Annotated in this window: 18 protein-coding genes; all 18 read right to left on the bottom strand. The window is 42.6% G+C overall.

What is annotated here, in order from left to right:
* Positions 1-10: 10 nt before the first annotated feature.
* Positions 11-2611 (bottom strand): DNA mismatch repair protein MutS, encoded by a 2601-nt coding sequence (mutS, locus tag ESZ50_RS03720; RefSeq protein WP_148622252.1) that lies wholly within the window; start codon positions 2609-2611, stop codon positions 11-13.
* Between the two features lie 222 nt (positions 2612-2833).
* Positions 2834-3382 carry a YceD family protein gene (locus tag ESZ50_RS03725; RefSeq protein WP_148622253.1) on the bottom strand — a complete coding sequence of 183 codons (549 nt, stop codon included), beginning with the start codon at positions 3380-3382 and terminating at the stop codon, positions 2834-2836.
* A 4-nt stretch (positions 3383-3386) separates the two neighbouring features.
* On the bottom strand, positions 3387-4565 hold the full coding sequence (locus tag ESZ50_RS03730) for a nucleotidyltransferase (protein ID WP_148622254.1): 1179 nt from the start codon (positions 4563-4565) through the stop codon (positions 3387-3389).
* Positions 4566-4579: 14 nt separating this feature from the next.
* The gene (locus ESZ50_RS03735; protein ID WP_148622255.1) at positions 4580-5326 is read right to left on the bottom strand and encodes a class I SAM-dependent DNA methyltransferase; all 747 of its coding nucleotides are present in this window, start codon (positions 5324-5326) and stop codon (positions 4580-4582) included.
* Positions 5326-5691, bottom strand: a complete 366-nt coding sequence (gene rsfS / locus ESZ50_RS03740; protein WP_148622256.1) for a ribosome silencing factor — start codon at positions 5689-5691, stop codon at positions 5326-5328. The genes ESZ50_RS03735 and rsfS overlap by 1 nt, the downstream gene beginning before the upstream one ends.
* On the bottom strand, positions 5692-6261 hold the full coding sequence (yqeK, locus tag ESZ50_RS03745) for a bis(5'-nucleosyl)-tetraphosphatase (symmetrical) YqeK (RefSeq protein ID WP_425473110.1): 570 nt from the start codon (positions 6259-6261) through the stop codon (positions 5692-5694).
* Positions 6262-6274: 13 nt separating this feature from the next.
* Positions 6275-6907, bottom strand: a complete 633-nt coding sequence (locus ESZ50_RS03750) for a nicotinate-nucleotide adenylyltransferase (protein WP_148622258.1) — start codon at positions 6905-6907, stop codon at positions 6275-6277.
* 14 nt (positions 6908-6921) lie between these two features.
* Positions 6922-7236: a ribosome assembly RNA-binding protein YhbY gene (yhbY, locus tag ESZ50_RS03755; RefSeq protein WP_148622259.1), complete on the bottom strand. Its 315-nt coding sequence runs from the start codon at positions 7234-7236 to the stop codon at positions 6922-6924.
* Entirely contained in the window at positions 7236-8378 is a 1143-nt protein-coding gene (yqeH, locus tag ESZ50_RS03760) for a ribosome biogenesis GTPase YqeH (protein WP_148622260.1), read from the bottom strand. Before yqeH ends, yhbY begins: the two co-directional genes overlap by 1 nt.
* Positions 8371-8898: a YqeG family HAD IIIA-type phosphatase gene (locus ESZ50_RS03765; RefSeq protein ID WP_148622261.1), complete on the bottom strand. Its 528-nt coding sequence runs from the start codon at positions 8896-8898 to the stop codon at positions 8371-8373. Before ESZ50_RS03765 ends, yqeH begins: the two co-directional genes overlap by 8 nt.
* 247 nt (positions 8899-9145) lie before the next feature.
* Positions 9146-10294: a D-alanine--D-alanine ligase family protein gene (locus tag ESZ50_RS03770; RefSeq protein WP_148622262.1), complete on the bottom strand. Its 1149-nt coding sequence runs from the start codon at positions 10292-10294 to the stop codon at positions 9146-9148.
* A gap of 109 nt (positions 10295-10403) precedes the next feature.
* Positions 10404-11387, bottom strand: coding sequence for a DUF2785 domain-containing protein (locus ESZ50_RS03775; protein WP_148622263.1), 984 nt, complete (start codon positions 11385-11387; stop codon positions 10404-10406).
* Between the two features lie 254 nt (positions 11388-11641).
* Entirely contained in the window at positions 11642-13477 is a 1836-nt protein-coding gene (locus ESZ50_RS03780; RefSeq protein WP_148622264.1) for an APC family permease, read from the bottom strand.
* A 153-nt stretch (positions 13478-13630) separates the two neighbouring features.
* A complete protein-coding gene (locus ESZ50_RS03785; RefSeq protein WP_148622265.1) occupies positions 13631-14992 on the bottom strand; it encodes a DEAD/DEAH box helicase in 1362 nt (453 codons plus the stop codon).
* Between the two features lie 159 nt (positions 14993-15151).
* A complete protein-coding gene (locus ESZ50_RS03790; RefSeq protein ID WP_148622266.1) occupies positions 15152-16150 on the bottom strand; it encodes a Gfo/Idh/MocA family protein in 999 nt (332 codons plus the stop codon).
* Between the two features lie 12 nt (positions 16151-16162).
* Complete coding sequence (gene rlmD / locus ESZ50_RS03795; protein ID WP_148622267.1) at positions 16163-17533, bottom strand: 23S rRNA (uracil(1939)-C(5))-methyltransferase RlmD; 1371 nt, start codon at positions 17531-17533, stop codon at positions 16163-16165.
* Positions 17534-17591: 58 nt separating this feature from the next.
* Positions 17592-18902, bottom strand: coding sequence for a bifunctional folylpolyglutamate synthase/dihydrofolate synthase (locus ESZ50_RS03800; protein ID WP_148622268.1), 1311 nt, complete (start codon positions 18900-18902; stop codon positions 17592-17594).
* Complete coding sequence (locus ESZ50_RS03805) at positions 18902-19126, bottom strand: hypothetical protein (protein WP_148622269.1); 225 nt, start codon at positions 19124-19126, stop codon at positions 18902-18904. Before ESZ50_RS03805 ends, ESZ50_RS03800 begins: the two co-directional genes overlap by 1 nt.

The raw sequence follows: 19126 nt of genomic DNA on the forward strand, positions 1-19126 counted from the left end.
CCTCCACACTTTACTTTTGTAAATCACTTTGCCACGTTTGGACTTTCAACATAGTATCCAACGGCGTCGTTGTTGCCAAATTTAAATTCTTAATTGCGTCTAAGATTGCTTGCGTCTTTGGATCAAGTTCTGGAATTGCGAACAAATCTAATTGCCCGCCCGCTTCCGTCGTCTGATTTGGCACTACTGCAGCTGGCTCTGCCAATGACGATCCTTGCTCGCTCAATGTGACATCCTGCGCTTCCAATTTTGCCAAAATTGTTGCAGCCCGTTTAATTAGTGGATTAGGCAATCCAGCTAACTTCGCTACATTAATTCCATAACTTTGATCGGCTGGGCCAGGTAATACACGATGGGAAAAGACCAAGTTTCCATTTTCCTCGGTCGCACCAACATGGACATTCTTTAGCTGTTCCAATTCGCTCTCTAACGCTGTCAATTCATGATAATGCGTTGAAAAAAGCGTCTTTGCATGAACATTGTCATGTACATACTCAATGATTGCCTGCGCTAAAGCCATTCCATCATAGGTCGCCGTTCCGCGCCCCAACTCATCAAATAAAATCAACGAATTTGCCGTTGCTTGCTGCAAAGCCGTGTTGGCTTCTGCCATTTCAACCATAAAGGTCGAATTCCCTGAAATCAAATCATCAGCGGCTCCAATTCTAGTAAAGATTTGGTCGAATATTGGCAAGCTCGCTGCTGTTGCTGGCACATAAGAACCAATTTGAGCCATTACGACTGTCAAAGCCAATTGGCGCATATATGTTGACTTACCCGACATGTTCGGTCCCGTAATTAACATAACTGTATCATCGGCCGCCATATCAACATCATTTGCAACATAACTTTGATGCCCTAAAACCTTTTCAACAACCGGGTGTCGTCCGTCAGTGATGGCGAGTTGATGATCTTCAACCAATGTTGGCCGCACGAATTGTTGCTCTTCTGCAACCGTTGCCAATGATTGTAAGACATCAAGTTCTGCCAAAGTTGCCGCCAGTTTTTGTAGGCGCGCAATATTTTGCTTAATTCGATCACGTACTTGTGTGAAAAGTTGATATTCCAACTCACTCGATTTAGCCTCAGCTTCCAGAATTTGCTCTTCACGTCTTTTCAATTCTGGCGTAATAAACCGTTCTGCATTGGTCAAGGTTTGCTTGCGCGTATATCGCGTTGGGTCAAGCCGGTCAATATTTGCCTTTGTAACCTCAATATAATAACCGAAGACTTTATTAAATCCAATCTTCAATGATGAAATCCCAGTTGCAGTCCGCTCCTTGGCCTCCATCTCGGCTAACCATTGCTTACCGTTCTTCATTACATCACGATAGGTGTCCAGTTGTGAATTATAACTGTCACGGATAACGCTACCATCAGTTACTGAGATTGGTGGTTCTTCAGCAATTGCTTGCGAAATTAACTTTTCAATATCAGTAACCGGATCAAGCTTTGACAATAAATCACCGAAGATTGCTGGATCGAAATTACCAAGCGTAACCATGATATCTGGAATCTGGCGCAACGAATTTCTCAATTGAAGCAAATCACGTCCGTTCGCAGTTCCATAAGCCACTCGACCTACCAGTCGCTCCAAATCATACACTTGTTTCAAAGCTTCCTGCAAAGCATCTCGCCCAAAGAATTCCGTGTTTAATTCACCAATTTTATCGTATCTTTGCTCTAAGGTTGCCCGATCAAGCAATGGTAGCTCAAGCCACTGTTTAAGTGCTCGGCCACCCATTGCCGTCATTGTTCGATCAAGTAACCACAATAATGTTCCTGAACGCTTCTGGGTTCTCAAATTTACGGTCAATTCCAAGTTAGCCCGTGAATTACGATCTAATTTTAAATATTGTGAAACTGCATAAGCCTTTGCAATCTGCAAATGGTCTAACGATCGCTTTTGGGTTGCAAATAAATAGCTCAACAGTGTGTCCAAGGCAGTCAGTTGTTCAACCGCTGTAATTTCTTGACGCAAATAAGATATCTCAGCATTGACTGTTGTTGTCGTCTGATGCGAAACCATAATTCCCAATGTGGTCAAATTTGCTTGTAAGTCGGCTGGTAAAGGCGCTGGTATCACAATTTCTTTTGTCTCCAGTCGACTAAGCTCATTCAAAACCGTATTTACATTTGCAACCGTTGATGTTTTCAATTCACCAGTTGAAAGATCTGAATAAGCTAAACCAAACGATCCAGCCGGTGCATGATACAAAGCAACTAAATAATTGTTTTCCTTGGCTTCATCCGCCGATGTGTTCATCCGTGTCCCAGGTGTAATCAATTGAACAACATCACGTCGAACCATCCCCTCAGCCTCAGCGGGATTTTCCATCTGTTCAACAACCGCGACTTTATATCCTTTATCAACCAGAATATCAATATAGTTCTGAGCTGCATGATGGGGAACACCAGCCATTGGAATCGGGTTGTCAGCGTTCTTATTTCGTTGTGTCAAAGTCAATTCTAATAGCTGTGATCCTAGAATTGCGTCATCATTGAACAGCTCATAGAAGTCACCCAGCCGATAAAATAAAAAGGCATCCGGGTAGTTCTGCTTAATTTGATTATATTGTTGCATCATTGGCGTTTCTTTTGTCTTTGCCATTTGCTTCCTCACATAGTTTTTATTAGCTAGTTCCCAGCATTTGTTACTAACAAGTTTGTTTTCAATTCTGTTTAAATCGTCAGTCATCTTACTTCTTGTATGTATTATATCGCGGATTATCAAGCTATGACCATACCGGAACATTTCGTCTACATACACCGCAATTCATATTTACAAATAAAGACGCTCACTGAAAAAGAATTCAGTAAGCGTCTATTAAGGCTAGTTTTTCTCTGAATCAAATAAATCCTTCAGACCGGCCAATGGAGTATTCGCTGCCACTGGTTCTTCAACTTGCTGATCCGCATATTCATCTTCTGTTAGGACGGCCCAACCACTACCTGTTGGCATTGGGGCTGATGCCTCTTCCTCAGTCAAAACTTGCAATGGAACTTGCAGGACTGTGAATTCAACGATTGCCTGCAAAAAGTCCACCATTCCATCCTCAACAAGCATCACTGAGTCTTCCAATTCATAACGTTCCTCATGTGCAACGTTCTGTAGATATACTTCATCAATTGCAAAATCAAGTGGCAAACTAACAGGCGCTAGTGAACGTGAAGAAGGTACCGTTAATTCACCTGTTACATTTGCATGAATGATGATGTCCTCTTGATCAGCTTGCGCAAATCCCTTAACTTCTAGTGGTGTCACATCCAAAACTAAGTCACCAAAGTCGCGTAACAAAGCCTCTTTAATATCAACCGTCTCTGAGAAAGGAAGTGCTTCTTGTTTATATTTCGCTAATTCATTAAATTGCCACTTTAACATCGATTTAGTCTCCTTCTGAAAATAGGGGTTGCCGTTTAAAATCTTGCATAATTTCCTGGCCAGCTGGCTCACTTAACTGCTGGTAAAGGCGTCCGGCACGCACATCAAGTTGCATCCGGCCCGTCACATCAGCTTTGGCGACTCGATGAATAATTGGTAATTCAACCGTATCACGAATTGCCTTTAGATACATACGCCCATTAGCGCTAGTACCCAATAGCCTCAAATAAGGTTCATCCCATGCCTCACGCATCTCTATATCGGACACATTCATTAGCACGTATAGTAATGTCCGTTGCAGCCGCGACCAAGTATAGCGCTTGCTTTTAAAGGCATCCTTAAACGTTGCCCAATCAATCGTCACCGTCATTATTTTCTTAATCCGATAGGCTAGCCCATCGTTTAACTGATAAATTTTAGCCAACTCTTCAACCGGCGTCGTTAAAACCTTATAGCGTAAAAACTCAAACCATCCTAGCCCCCATGGCTGCACTTGCATCCCGTTCACTAAGCCTGCCCCCATCGAGGCCGGTAGATAGTCCGTGAGTTCCACGATTGCCTTGGATTGTAAAGCCTCGCGAATCGCTGACGCTGATGCAATCGTCTGATCAGTAATCGTTAAACTATGATAATCTGCCCGAATTCTTTGAATTGGTTGTACATTTATCCGCCCAACCAAATCCAACTCCACAATTGCCATTGCGTATGCAAATCCTAACATATCATTAGGCCCCTCTATACGAACACCAGTTGCTGCCAGAATTGTTTGGTTAAATGAGGTAGCATAAGTTTCATTGAAATCTGAGAAATGACTTGCCTGTTGCAGTGCTTTGCTAGCTTGTTCTGCTAGCCCAAGAAAATCTAAATCTGCATGTTCCGCACCAAAAACAATTGTTTCTACCCCAGCGGCCGCCAATAGTCGAATAGCTCCACGAGCAAAGATATGTGCTGGTTGAACTGCATAGTAAAAGGGTAATTCAAATAAAACGTCGACGCCGTTATTAAGGGCTGCCTGTGCCCGGCGCCATTTATCAACCAGCGCAGGTTCACCTCGTTGGACGAAATTACCGCTCATGACAGTTACAACCACATCTGCACCAGTTAGTGCTTTCGCCTGTTGCAGGTGATACAGGTGCCCATTATGTAAGGGATTATATTCAGTTATTAAACCAACTGCCTTCATCCCAGCCACCTCATTTATGCTTTAGTTGCATTAAAGAACCAACGCGTCGTCTGTTCATCAACCGCCGACCGACCAAAATCCGCAGAAATTTCAATATCCTTAAAGCCAGCTTCGATCAATAGCTGCTGATAAGTCGCTAGATCATAAGTTCGCTCTGTGTGAATCTCTTGTAATTGTCGGAAACCATCAATCGCTTCTTCATAGACAAAAAAAGTTAATTCATGTTCAACCGTATGAGCCTGTTCTTGAATACCATATGAAGACCACATAAAGGCGGTCTCTTCATCATGCCAGTTATACATATAACCCGGATAAACCACATCAGTCTGATAGGGTGAGATTACATCAAAAACAAACTGACCTTGATCAACTAGGTGATCTGCAACTTGCTTAAAAGCCGCTAAGACCTCTTCTTGATCAGCCAAATAATTAAATGAATCTGCAAAGGATGTAATTGTTCCAAACTTAGCGTCAAAATCCGACCATTCACGCATATCGCCAGCTATTAACGGTAAATCAGTCTTAGCAGTCTGCGCATGCTGAGCCGCCAAAGCCAACATTTCTTCAGAAAGATCAAAAACCGTTACATCAGCAAAGCCATTTTGCTTTAACATAATCGCCAAGCGACCTGCGCCACCTGCCAATTCTAACAATGGTGCTTGAGGTATCCGCACTGTTTTCTTAGTATAGTCCAGCCAATCCTCATAAGCACTTTCATCGAACAAGTCGTCATACAACTTGGCAAAAGTGGTATAGTTCATTACATTTCTTCCTTTATTAGCCACTGATCAATGCTTGTTTCAGGGGCATCGCTCCAAAGTTTCTCAAGGTTATAGAATTGACGGGCATCGCTCTTAAAGGCGTGAACCATCAAATCACCAAAGTCCAAGAGAACCCATTCAGCTTCGTCACGACCCTCACGGTGCCGCAAAGTAACGCCGGCTTCGGCCAACTTGTCCTCAATCTCGTCAACGATTGCAATTACTTGACGATTTGTTGGGGCTTCCATAATCAAAAATGTATCTGCTACTAAACTTTGCTCGTGGATATCCAAAGCAATCAAGTTTTCAGCACGTTTTGCATCAGCCGCCTTAACGGCAATTTCTATGGTTTCTTCTAAAGTCATCTATACGCTCCAAGCATTATATGTTGTCAGTGTTCCCGGATATACCGGAACACTCTTTTCAATTAAATATTTTAAGGTGTGTTGTGTTTGCCAACCAACACTGGCAGCCAAATCATCAAAAGCCAATGCACGAACTTCCTCAACACCTGGAAATGTTCGTCCTAACTCGATGTAGTCCGCCATATAAAGAATCTGGCTCAGTTTCGTCATGTGAGCCGCGCCAACCGTGTGTTGGCGCATTGCATCAAGAATTTCTTCATGCATGATTCCCAATTCACTTTTGACCAGTTCGGCACCGACGACCCCATGCCAAACATTATTCCCCCAATCGCGCAGTGTCGGATCAAGTCCTTCCTGCTCAATTACCAATAAAAAGTCGGCGTCAGGACGTTCCTTAGCATAGTCATGAACCAACGCAGCAAGTGATGCCAATTCTGCAGGCACCCCCCAGCATTCAGCCAATCTTAAAGCCATTTCTTCGACCCGCAATACGTGTTCGAAACGTTTCGCTGACATCGCGGCTGCAATTTTCTCTAATAAACCAGCCCTACTTGCAGCATAGATATGCATTTGATAATCAATTTCAGTCATTTAAATAGAGCCCCTCTTCAAAGATATAAGCGGCAACCGGATCAGGGACCAAATAGCGAATGCTCTTCCCTTGTGCCAAACGCCGACGAATATCCGTTGAAGAAATATCAACATCAACGACATCAACAAAGGTCACAGGGTAGTTGGTCCGAATCTTTTGTCCTGGTCGATTAACACCAACAAAATTAACTAATTTTACCAACTCGTCAATCCGATACCATTTTGGTAGATAGTTTACTTCATCTGCACCAATAATAAAATAGTATTCATAATTTGGATGTTCTAACCGCAATTGAAGCATCGTGTTAAAAGTATAACTCTTTCCACCACGTTGAACTTCTAGCAATTCAATATCGAAATGACTATTACCAGCGATCGCCGCTTGCACCATTCTTGCACGATGTTTTGCAGCAATGGCTCCCTTAGGATCAATATGTGGCGGTGTTGCATTTGGCATGAACATAACTAAATCCAAGCCCAATACATTCGCAACCTGTTCAGCAATCACTAAATGTCCGATATGTGGTGGATTAAATGTCCCACCCAAAATCCCAACTTTCTTTTTAGCACCAGTAAAATCAAATTCAACTTTTGTCTGTGCTTGTGTTATTACCGAACCCGCCATATTATCCCTCCAGCTTAGATATTCTGTACTTGGGCTGAAATTTTCCGATTTTCGAACTCACTAGACTCACCGAACAATACCAATGTGTGTCCAATTGTTTGAACAACTTGAATATCACTATTAGTCTCAATGAATTCCTTGGCTTCACTGACTTCAACGTCAGAATTCTGCAAGATTGCAACCTTGAATAACTCGCGTTTATCAATTGCACTTGCCAGTTGATCCAACCAGTTTTCAGTCAATCCTTGCTTACCAATGTTAAAAAGTGGCCGCATCGTATGCGCTTCAGCGCGCAAGAAACGCTTTTGTTTTCCTCGTAAAGTAATCATTAAATCATCGCCTTTCTGATAAGTACCGATACACCTGCTGGGGCCCAACCTGCAATCACAGAGTTAGCCGGTACTGTAATCCAACCTAGTCCATCGATCACTAAGTCGGTCTTTTCTGTCGTCTTGTATTCATGTCGAACCAATTCTGGCAAATCTGCTAAGTTTTCAGTCGTTGGTGGTGCCAACAATTCACCCGCGTGCTTTGCATAGAATTCATCAGCTTTCGCCAATTTGGTCCGATGAATCATCAAATTGTTTTCGAAATAGTTTGTGATTCCAGCATGATCGCCTTGAATGTAATCAAAGCGAGCTAAGGCACCAAAGAATAGTGTCTGACCTGCGTCCAGTTGATATGTCCGCGGCTTCAATTCTTTCTGCGGTGCCGCGTACTTTAGATCCTTAGCCGTTAAGTAATGGGAAATTTGATCTTGGTGAATAATTCCCGGTGTATCAATAATCGACGTATCTTCATCGAACGGAATTTCAATCCGATCAAGTGTTGTACCGGGGAAACGTGATGTTGTGATAACATCCTTTTTCTCACCTGTAACGTATTTGATAATTTGGTTAATCAAAGTTGACTTACCAACGTTTGTTACACCGACAACATAAACTGAACGATCCTCACGATACTTTTCGATCAAATCTAACAAAGCTGGTACATCGTCGCCGTTCTTCCCTGAAGTCAGGGCAATATCGACTGGTCGTAAACCGGCCATGTTTGCCTGTTGTCGGATCCATTCACGAATCTTGCTACGCTTTAGCGACTTTGGTAAAATATCAATTTTATTTCCAACCAAAAGAACCGGGTTATCACCGACAAAGCGGTGTAGTCCAGGAATCAATGACCCTGAAAAGTCAAAAACATCCATGACATAAACAACCAACGAATTTGTACCAGAGATTTGATCAAGCATCCGACGGAAATCATCATCTGTCAATGAAACTGGTTGAATTTCATTATAATTCCGTAGCCGGAAGCAACGTTGATCGATTACTTCCCCATTTTCAAGGCCCTTAATTAAGGCTGACATGGGCGTATAACCAGCTTCATTTTTATCAGTCGTTTGAATCAAAGAACCGCAGCCCACACAACGTAGTCCTTCATCAAGATATTTTTGTACATCATTTTCACTAATCAAGGTGACTCCTCCATGTTAAATCAGGGTTTGCAGCCAACATTGACTTTTTTACGCCCTTCTCAAAAAAACGGTTAATTTGGGTATTCCACTGATCTGTTTCAATCAAAGGCTTTACCAGAATTGAGCGCACGCCATAGTTGTTGGCCGCCCATACATCTGTTAATAATTGATCGCCAACCATGACTACGTCTGCCTTTGTCAAATTAAGTTCTTTAACTGCACTTGCCAAGCCAAAGGTCATTGGCTTTAAAGCCCGTGCAACAAAGGCTAGTTTCAAAGGACTGGCCACGCGCGCAATCCGCTTTGAAGAATTATTCGATACGATCAAGACTGGGATGTCAGCCTCACGCATCGCTTGTAGCCATTCATGTAATTCAGTCGTTCCGTCCGGATTGTTCCAAGCAATCAACGTATTATCCAAATCCGTTAAAACCGCTTTGATTCCGTGTTTTCTTAGTTGTTCTGGTGTTAACTTATAGATGGCATCGACCATCCAAGTTGGTGTAAACTTTTCAGTCATGCACACTCTTCCTTTTATAATTTGTCTCTTACATTATACGCAACTTATATGCTGAACACAAAGTCATAGCATCCAAAACAAAAACTACCCTTAGAATATTTTCATATCAGACCAGCATGTTGGACGTTTATAAGTCACGAGTCTTGCGACAAAGCGTCAGATGTGGTCGATTTTCGGATTGATCCTCTTGAATCACTTTCAGATCAATCTCAAAAAAACAATATCTTAAGTGGTAGTTCTATATTATTTATTTTGCTTGTTCAGCGTTGTACTCTTTATGTCCAACTTTTTCCTCACCCAATGCAACGAACTCGTATGAAAGTTCTGCATTACGTTCGAATTCGGCAATTCCAAAATTGATAATTTCATCAATTAACTTGGTATAACTCAAACCAGATACTTCCCACATTTGTGGATACAATGAAATATTTGTAAAACCTGGTAGTGTGTTTGGCTCACCCAAGTAAGGCACCCCAGACGCATCGACCATGAAGTCCATCCGTGTTAAGCCAACCAAGCCCAATGCACGATAAGCATCTAAGGCCATCGTTGTAATCTCAGTTGCCAGCTCGTCACTGATCACTGCTGGTAACTCAAAAGTCATTCCAGAGGCATCAACGAATTTATTCTCGTAATCATACCAGCCGTCCTTGTCGGGCAGCACAATTCCACCAATTCGTGAAGCAACTGGTTGCTCATTTCCCAGAATTGACACGAAGACTTCGCGTGGCTGATTCAAACCAGCCTCGACCAAGACCTTGTAATCGTATAAGAACGCATCATCTAGACCTGCTTGGAACTCAGATGCATTAGTTACTCGGTGAATTCCGACAGAAGATCCCTGCTTAGCGGCTTTGACAAATAACACATCCGTGCCTAGTTGTTCAACCAGCATCTCGTAAGTATATTCATTTCGGTTCTGGTCAGTCAACAATACATACTTGGTGTTACGAATTCCAGCTTGATTCAGAATTCGCTTTGTCAAGTCCTTGTCAAATGCAATCGCTGATGCGGCAGTCCCAGCACCGATGTATGGTTTCTGCAAGATTCTAAACAAAGCCTGCAATGTGCCATCTTCTCCTAAGTTACCGTGTACAACTGGGTAAAATAAGTCAATATCTTGCATCTCCGCCAAAGCGGCAATTGGCGCTAGTGGATTGCTAGTATCGATTGTTTCCATGGCTGCTGCAACCAATGGATCCTCATCCGCACCGTCAAAGACTTGTTGCGAGATGGTTTGATTCATAATATAACCGGCCTTAGAAATCAGAAAAACTGTTACATTGTAACGTTCTTTATTCATTGCCTCATAGATATTACGTGCTGAGCGCTTTGAAACATCATGTTCTGATGAATTCCCTCCGAAGAACAGAGCAATATTTAATTTTTTTGACATCATTTCATCTCCTGTCAAGCTGTACCTATTGAAGCCCCTATTATACCATACTTGCCTACCAGGAACAGGCATCATGCTTTAAAAATAATTCGTCTTCTGTAGCCTACTTTTAAACCAAGAAATTACGAGCCTCATTCAGATACTCACGAATTTCCTCTGGCAGATCATTTCGCAAAAGTAGATTTTGTAAAAAACGATTTTGATTGTAGAAGCGATGCCACTCGCGCTCATTAGTTGGCTGTGGCCGGCGGGTAAATTCCTGACGCCATTGCTTTAACTGCTTTAAGAAGTAATCTGCATACAATGGATTCATATTCACGATATGAGCAATGTACCCAATCAAACGGCGATTCTCGCCCATTACAACCGGCCCATCGAGGCGCTTAATACGTTCGATAACTAAAGTCAGGATGAATAATTTATCGGCCCGCAGAATATTATTGTCAGCCGTCAATTCGTCAGCCAAATTTCCAATATGCATAAAGGCATGCGCCCAACCATTATCACCCACAAAACCGCGATAATCGTGTTCAAGCGCAATATAGAGCGCAAATTGTTCCACCAACGTTTCGCGCAATTGATCACCTAAAATATCGTTAGCCTGATTGCGATTTGCGTAATTAAGCATTGAAAGCAGAAAGACTGAGAATGATCGTAGAAAAATCCCATCATTTAATTTCTCATCAATATGCGAGAACAAAACATCATCTTGTAACAGATAGCGCGTCATTAATAACAACTGTCGCTGCGAGAAAATTGAATGTTGCAAGGCATCCGTGATGAAGAAGAAGACCCCTTGATCACGGATTGCTGGATCTGTTTGTCGTAAACCATTCAAGATTTCGATTACGTCCGCATCTTCAACCTGAGTTTCTTCATCGTTCATCAATTGGCTTTGCTTTTCTGTTAACAGATTTTGCAAACTTTCGACTTCAGTGCCACTTAATTGTGCTACAGGCGTTGGCTCATCATACTCAATCTCATCAAGCAATCGACCAATCTCACTGCCTAAACTGTCAAATAATTCACCATCATGAACCCGCTGCCGAAGATCATGTAAGGCTTGGCGAAAGTCCTCTAATGTATAATCCATAATGCTCCTTCCACTCTATCTCAATGTTTATATCTATGCTAACCAAAAATAATGTAAATAACAACGTCCTACCGTCAATTCATTGTGGCTTAACTTGATCTGATATACAAGCTGAATGCCTGTTCCCAAAAGAAAAAGAGTAGGCCATAACGGCTCACTCTCGAAATTCTTGAAAATAGTTAATGATACTTACCCGAGAAAGTTCATATAGCCAAGCGAGTTCGCTAACTCTCACGCGCTTACTTATGAAACAATTACTCGGTTAAGTGGAAGTAATAAGTAGAAACTGTCACATCACGGCTACTCAAGGCCGTCCGCAACCTTAGCGAGTTTTGATTATGCAAGGCATGTTGCCAACCTTGCTTAGGCACAAATTGTGGAATCAAGATCGTCAAAGAATGATTACGTTCTTTGGCACCCTTAGCAATTTCATCCACGAATCGAATCGCTGGTTCTGTGATGGAACGATATGATGAATGAATATCTACATAACGCACATCTGGGAATTCACTTTTGAATTCAACACCTAAACGATGTTCCTTCTCTGGATTTGAATCAAATGACACGTGCATTGCCAAAACGCGATCGCCAATTGATTGCGCGTAATCAATCGCTTGCGCTGTAACTTTAGTTAGATTAGAAACTAGCACAACGACAGTCGCACCATCATAACGATGACGCTTAATTGGCTCTTGCGAAATCACACGTAGCTGCTTAGCGACTAACTTATAATGATGGTTAATCTTGGTAAAGATCAAGACCATAATCGGCATCAAAATCAAATATGGCCATGCCGAACCGAAGTGCAACCAGAACAAGGTGATCACTAGAATTGCTGAAATCGCAGCGCCGATAAAGTTGATCATCGACTTGAAAATCCAGCGTGGTCCACGTAGACGGTACCAATGAATAATCATACCTGACTGACTCAATGTAAACGGTGTAAACACACCCACCGCATATAGTGGAATCAATTGCTCAACTGAACCCTTAAAGATCAGAATCAGCACAATTGCACCCAAAGCAAGTGAGATAATACCATTTGAGTAACCTAAACGATCCCCTTTATCCATGTAACTGTGTGGCATGAACTTGTCTTTAGCCATGTTAAAGGCCAACTGTGGAAAGGCAGAGAAACCAGTATTCGCTGCCACGGCCAGAATTAGCGCCGTCGAAAGTTGAATAATGTAGAACGCAACGCCCCGACCGCCAAAAGTCACTTCTGTAATCTGAGCCAAGACGGTCGTATCATTTTTAGGAATGATGCCATAGTAATATGACAAGAATGTAATTCCAGCAAAGAAGAAGCCAAGAATTGCCGACATCATCAACAAGGTTCCCGCTGCATTGCGCGACTTAGGTTCCTTAAAGTTTGGCACGGCATTTGAGATAGCTTCAACACCGGTCAAAGATGAAGAACCACTTGAGAATGCACGAAGGAATAATACCAACGAAATTCCACCAGCCGACTGACCAATGTGGGCAGTCGCCATATATGGAACCGCACCCGTAGCAACGTTATAAAGACCGACAACCAACATAATCGCAATCGTTGTAATGAAAAGATAGACCGGAATCATCAAGAAGGTTGCGGATTCCCGCACCCCTCGCAGATTGATTGCCATCAACCCTAGTACAATCAAAATTGAAATTAAAATTGAATATGGTCGTAAGCTAGGAATTGCCGCAGCGATCGCATCCATCCCTGAAGAAACCGAAACAGCAACTGTCAGCATGTAGTCAACCAGCAAAGACCCACCGGCTACAAGTCCAGCTCGCTTACCCCAGTTTTCCGAGGAAACCATGTAGGCTCCTCCGCCACCCGGATATGCATGAATGATCTGCTGATAGGAAAAAGTAATTGCCGCCAACAAAACCAAAACCAATAACGCAATTGGTATCTGCATCCATAGCGTCAATGCACTAACTGCAACCAGGGCAATCGTAATTTGCTCCGGTCCATATGCAACTGATGACAAAGCATCTGGGGATAGAAGTGCCAACGCCTTGAATCGATTCAAGTGTTGTCCCCCTTCGTCCAAGGTTTTAAGTGGTTTTCCAATTAAAACTCGCTTTAAAAAGCGCCACATTTTTTCTCTCCTAATGTAAAAACACCTAGGTCACTGACCCAGGTAGATTTATTTTCTAAAGTATTTTACTAAGTAATCACAGGTTAATTGTATGACCGCAACTCACAATTGTCCATACATTTAACTTAAAATATTTTCTCGTCGAAAATGACTTTATTCACCCGTAAAACGTTTTGGCTTACCCTTGTTCTTAGAATGCTTTCGTTTAGCCTGCTTTTCCTTTGCAAATCGGTCTTGCCGACTAACTGTTTCAACATTCTTACGGACCTTTTTAGCCGGCTTCTTCACTGGCTTTGGGCTCGACTTCCTTTGTTCAACAACCTGCGTCTCAACTTTATCCACCACAACTTGTTGAACGTCATTTGCCGCTGTTTGCGATGCAGAGGGTTTCGCCTCAGTCTCCTTTAGCTGACGTTCCTCAAGCGCTACCTTTGGTTTTGCAGCCATACCTGGTTTTCCAGTTAGATTAATCTCAACTGCGACCTTCCGGCGCAGATCACGTAAATCGTGGTCATTTCCAAAGGAAATCACTTGACCTGCCTTACCCATCCGACCAGTCCGACCAGCTCGATGAGTATAAGTCTCACCATCCCTTGGTAAATCAAAGTTAATTACGGCCGTCAAATCAGCAATATCCAATCCTCGTGCGGCAACATCGGTTGTTAGCAAGAATTTTGCCTTCCCTTTACGGAAATCTTCCAATGCTTTTTGACGTGTCGAGGACGAATCCCCTCGAGCAAGCGTCGCCATAGCAACGTGCTCATGCGCCAAATATGAAGCGGTGATTTTCAACTGCTTAGTTGTATTAAAAAAGACCATCGCCTGGAACTTCTTTTGCGCTGCTAATTGTCGCAAACGTTTTGCGCGTTGATCAGTAGCCGTCAACCAAAATTCGTGAGCAATACTGGTTGGCATTGGTACATCTCTTTGATCGATCCGTTCAAAATCACGATCAAAAAGGCCTGCAGCAATCGCTGGATTCAGCTCGGTAGCACCAAACATCGCCACTTGTACTTCCGGGTTATCAATCGCATCCCAGATGTGATCAATCTGATCAGCAGTCTCTTCCTGCAACAGAATATCTGCTTCGTCTAAAATTAAAGTCTTTAGACGCCCCAGTTTTAACTTGCCACTGTCCACTAATTCAGCAACACGGCCTGGGGTTCCGACTAAGACCTCAGGATGTTTCTTTAATCGATCCAATTGATTCTTAACATTCGCCCCACCCGTTAATGCTAGCACACGCAAATCTAACAAAGCGGCCCATTCACGCATCACTCGAGTCGTTTGCATTGCCAGCTCTTGTGAAGGCGCCAAAATCAATACTTGTTCGGCATCGTTCGCAACCAAACGTGGCAAAATCGGCCAAGTAAAAGCCAAAGTCTTTCCTGTTCCAGTTGGCGCAAGTGCATCAATCGACTTTCCTGCTGCCATTGCTTCTGCAGTAGCCACCTGAATTGGTGTCGCCTGAGTAATGCCCACCTCAATCATATGTGTCTCAAACCGAGCATCCATATATCTATATCCTCATTTTCATTATCACTATCCACCACTATAACAAAAAAGGACCACTAACAACACTGTTAATCCCTGAATCCCGAACTTGCTAAACACAAAATAAGGGTCAAACAACCCCATCGCTGGTTTTGTTTGACCCTTACTATTACAAATTAACTACTTCTTATCGTTTGGAAAAACAATTCCCGCATCCATCCGCAACGCAGTCAACACATGATTGACCCGCTGACTCAATAACAACAAATCCTGATACTCCGCTTCAGTTTCACTTGGCTGATTAATCAACCTTGCAAAAGTAGCTGCTTCATCAACCATTGGATTTGCCGGACCGGGCTTGGAAATCACCTTTTCTTGCCCCTGCCCATCGTTATACTTAACTTCTTCAAGCTCGGCAATGTTAGAAATCAAGATTGTATCCCGTAATCCAAGGACCTCAGAATGCAAATATGAATTAGCACCTTTACCGAAAATTAGCGTCACATCAAAGTCTTGATAGCGTAAAATCGCAACACCCCGGCCATCACCACCATTACGCAATTTAGTTGCAAAATAATGTTGAGAATTTGGCAAACCAAACAATTTGATTGCCGCATACAGTGGATAAACCCCGAGATCAGCTAGCGCCCCAGCAGCAAACTTAGGACTAAGAACATTCGGTTCCTCGCCAGCTAGGTAAGCATCAAAACGTGAAGAATATTTTTCATAAACAAAAGTCGCTCCAGAAATATGCTCCATTGAATTAACGCATGTCTCCAAGGCCTTAAAGTTATCTTGTTGAATATGGCGGGCGGCTTCAAAGAAACGCACCTGTGGATGTTCACGCAACAAGCTATAAAGTTGTTCGAATTCGTTTGTATTGGCTACTGCCGACTTTTCAACAATCACATGCACACCATTGCGAATAGCAATGGCTGCTTGAATGAAATGTAAACTGTTAGGTGATGCAATGTACACTACATCAATCCCGCTGGTTAGCATGTCATTAACATCGGTATATACTTCGATATCTCCAGAGAAATTATCAGCAAATGTTTGCCCGCTCTCCATTCGGCGTGAGTAGACAGCCTTTAGCTGATAATCACCAGTAATGTGTGCCGCTTCGACAAACATTTTTGTAATCCAATTTGTACCAATTATTCCAAGTTGCAAAGTCATATAAAGCCTCCTCTAAACGTCTTTTTCAAACACCGTAACTGATTCAATATGTGTTGTTTGTGGGAATTGATCCACTGGCTGAATATCACCACTAATGTGATAACCATTCGCCAAGATTTGAACAGCATCACGCGCTAGCGTAGCTGGGTTACAACTAATATAGATTAACTTAGCTGGTGCCATTGCAGTCGCGGCGTCAATCAGCTCAGGCGTAAGTCCCTTACGTGGTGGATCAACGAAGATTACGTCTGGTTGTACCTCGGCTTCTTGCCAGGCAACCATTTGTTCTTCCGCTTTTCCCAATGTAAAGTGCACATTCTTAATACCATTAATTTTGGCATTCCGTTTGGCATCTTCAACCGCGCCTTCAACAATCTCGACACCCATTACTTCACGAACTCGATCAGCAATCGTCAACGAAATTGTTCCAATTCCTGAATAAGCATCAATCACTAATTCATCGCCTTGCAAATTGGCCTTATCAGCTGCCAAACTGTAAAGACGTTCCGTTGTTTGTGGATTAACTTGATAGAAAGATAGTGGACCAATTTCAAACTGCTTATCAAACAGCGTGTCCTTAATAATCTTTGCTCCCCACAAAACATTATTTTCCCGTCCCATAATTACATTAGTCTTATCAGGATTAATATTTTGGATAATTGACTTAACTTCAGGCAAAGCCTCGCTAATTTCACGAACAATTTCATCAACCAATTGAAGCTTCTTAGTTCGAGTCACTAGCACAACCATCATTTCATGGCTGTAATAACCACGGCGCACCATAATCGTCCGAATAACACCTTGGTTGGTAAACTCATCATAGGCCGGTACGTGATACTTACGCAAAATATCACGGACAACGACAATTGCCTTATCAATCTCAGGATCTTGAATATAATAATCCTCGATTGCAACCAAATTATGTGAATTACGACGATAGAAACCAGTTGTTAACTCGCCTTTAATCTCACGAACTGGAATTTGAGCTTTATTACGATATCCGACTGGATTCTCCATCCCAATCGTCTCAGCTACATTCGCATCAACATGAACTTTTTTAAACAATTCCACGATTTGTGACTGCTTATAAGCCAACTGTGCATCATATTTCAAATTAGCCAGTGGTGCAATTCCAGTTGTAATTGCATCTTGATCAACATCTTGATTACGGTTTGGTGAGTCCTTTAGACGCTTAATCACACGACCAAAAGCAAAATTCTTTTGGGCTTTTGTGATACCAACCTTTACAATTTCACCTGGAATCGCATTGACAACAAACACTGGAAAATCATCAATCTTCACTACACCAAGACCTTGGTATGTTAAATCGATAACTTCGCCTTCAAACTCTTGATTCTTTACCACTGGGGATTTCGTCTTCATAAATTTCTCCTTTGTGAGCTTTGCGACGCCCATGCTTCTAACAGTATATCATGAATGATTAATTCATTTGCGTTAGCAATCTCGCCCGTACCTCCGCGACAAAATAAAGCGACCCAGTAATGATGATTGGCTGTTCACTTGATAACTTCGCAAAGGCCACTTGCCAATTTGGGGCGGCACTAACATTTGTCCGGGAGATTGATGCCACCACAGCACTGGGATCAATCGCCTGACGTGCTGTTGGTGCTTGGAATCCAGCCACCGTTAGTTTCACGTTAGGTATGCTTGCCAAGATCTCCAACATTTCGATGTAATTTTTGTCCGTCAAAGCGCCAAAAATCACATTTACCTGTTGTTGTGGAAAATACTGGCGAATTGTTTGTCCCAAAAGTGTCACACCAGCCACATTATGTGCCCCATCAATGATTACTTCAGGAGTGCTTGAAATCATTTCAAATCTAGCCGGCCAAGTAACCGTCGCCAACGCCTCCACTACATCTTGCCGGATTAGTGACCGCCCCAACTTATCCAAAACAATTTCCGCCAAGCGGAGTGCCACACCTGCATTCCCTAGTTGATATTGTCCTCGCAAATTTAATGGAACCTGCTCGAACGTATGCACCGAGTCAAAATCAAAGTACGTTTGCGAGTCCAAGCTGCTACTTCCATGTACCGAGAAATCTTGGCCTAACCAACTCGCTTGCAGTCCTAAACGTTCAACATTCAACGCCATAACACTTGTCGCTTCAGCTGGTAATTTACCAAACACAACTGGTACACCTGCTCGTAAAATCCCAGCCTTTTGCTCTGCAATCTTAGCTAAAGTATCACCTAGAACGGCCATGTGATCGTAACTAACCGATGTTACAGCCGTGGCGAGCTTCTGTTGAGCAGGAACGATATTAGTCGTATCCCAACTCCCACCAATTCCAACTTCTAACACAACGATATCAACTGGAAAACGTGCAAAGTAAAGAAACATCAATGCGGTCAATGTTTCAAATTCCGTGGGTCCGCCACCATCTAGGGTAATGTCAAGCTGTTCGACAACTGGTGCAATCTCTTGCATCAGCTGTAATAACCGTTCATCACTGATTTCACCAGCATCATCTTGAATTCTTTCATTGAATCGCATGATAAATGGCGATGTAAAAAGGCCCACCGATAAGCCGGTTGCCCGTAAGATTTGGGCAAGCATTTTACTCGTTGAACCTTTTCCATTTGTACCAGTTATATGAACATATTTACTTTGCAAATGTGGATTTCCAAGGCGCGCCAATAACAATTCAATTCGTTCAAAGCTAGCGGTCTTTTTCCACTTATGGCGTCCATGAATGAATGCCAGCGCATCTGCATATGTTTCGATCATTATTTCATTGTCCAATCAATCTTGTCTGGCTTTACAAAGGCCAATTCGAACAAAAAGCGTTCAACGCGTTGTTGTGACCACTTGCGTCCTTGATCTGGCAAAAGTCGATACGTCTTAATCAAACTATCTTTAACCCATTTAGCATTGGCATCTTTAATATGTGTATTTTGAGCGATTAACTTTCCAAATTGCTCATTTGTAAATGTTTCTCCACGTGCAACCAT

Origin of the sequence: Weissella muntiaci (genome assembly GCF_008107635.1) — a bacterium.
In the GTDB taxonomy this organism is placed as follows: domain Bacteria; phylum Bacillota; class Bacilli; order Lactobacillales; family Lactobacillaceae; genus Weissella; species Weissella muntiaci.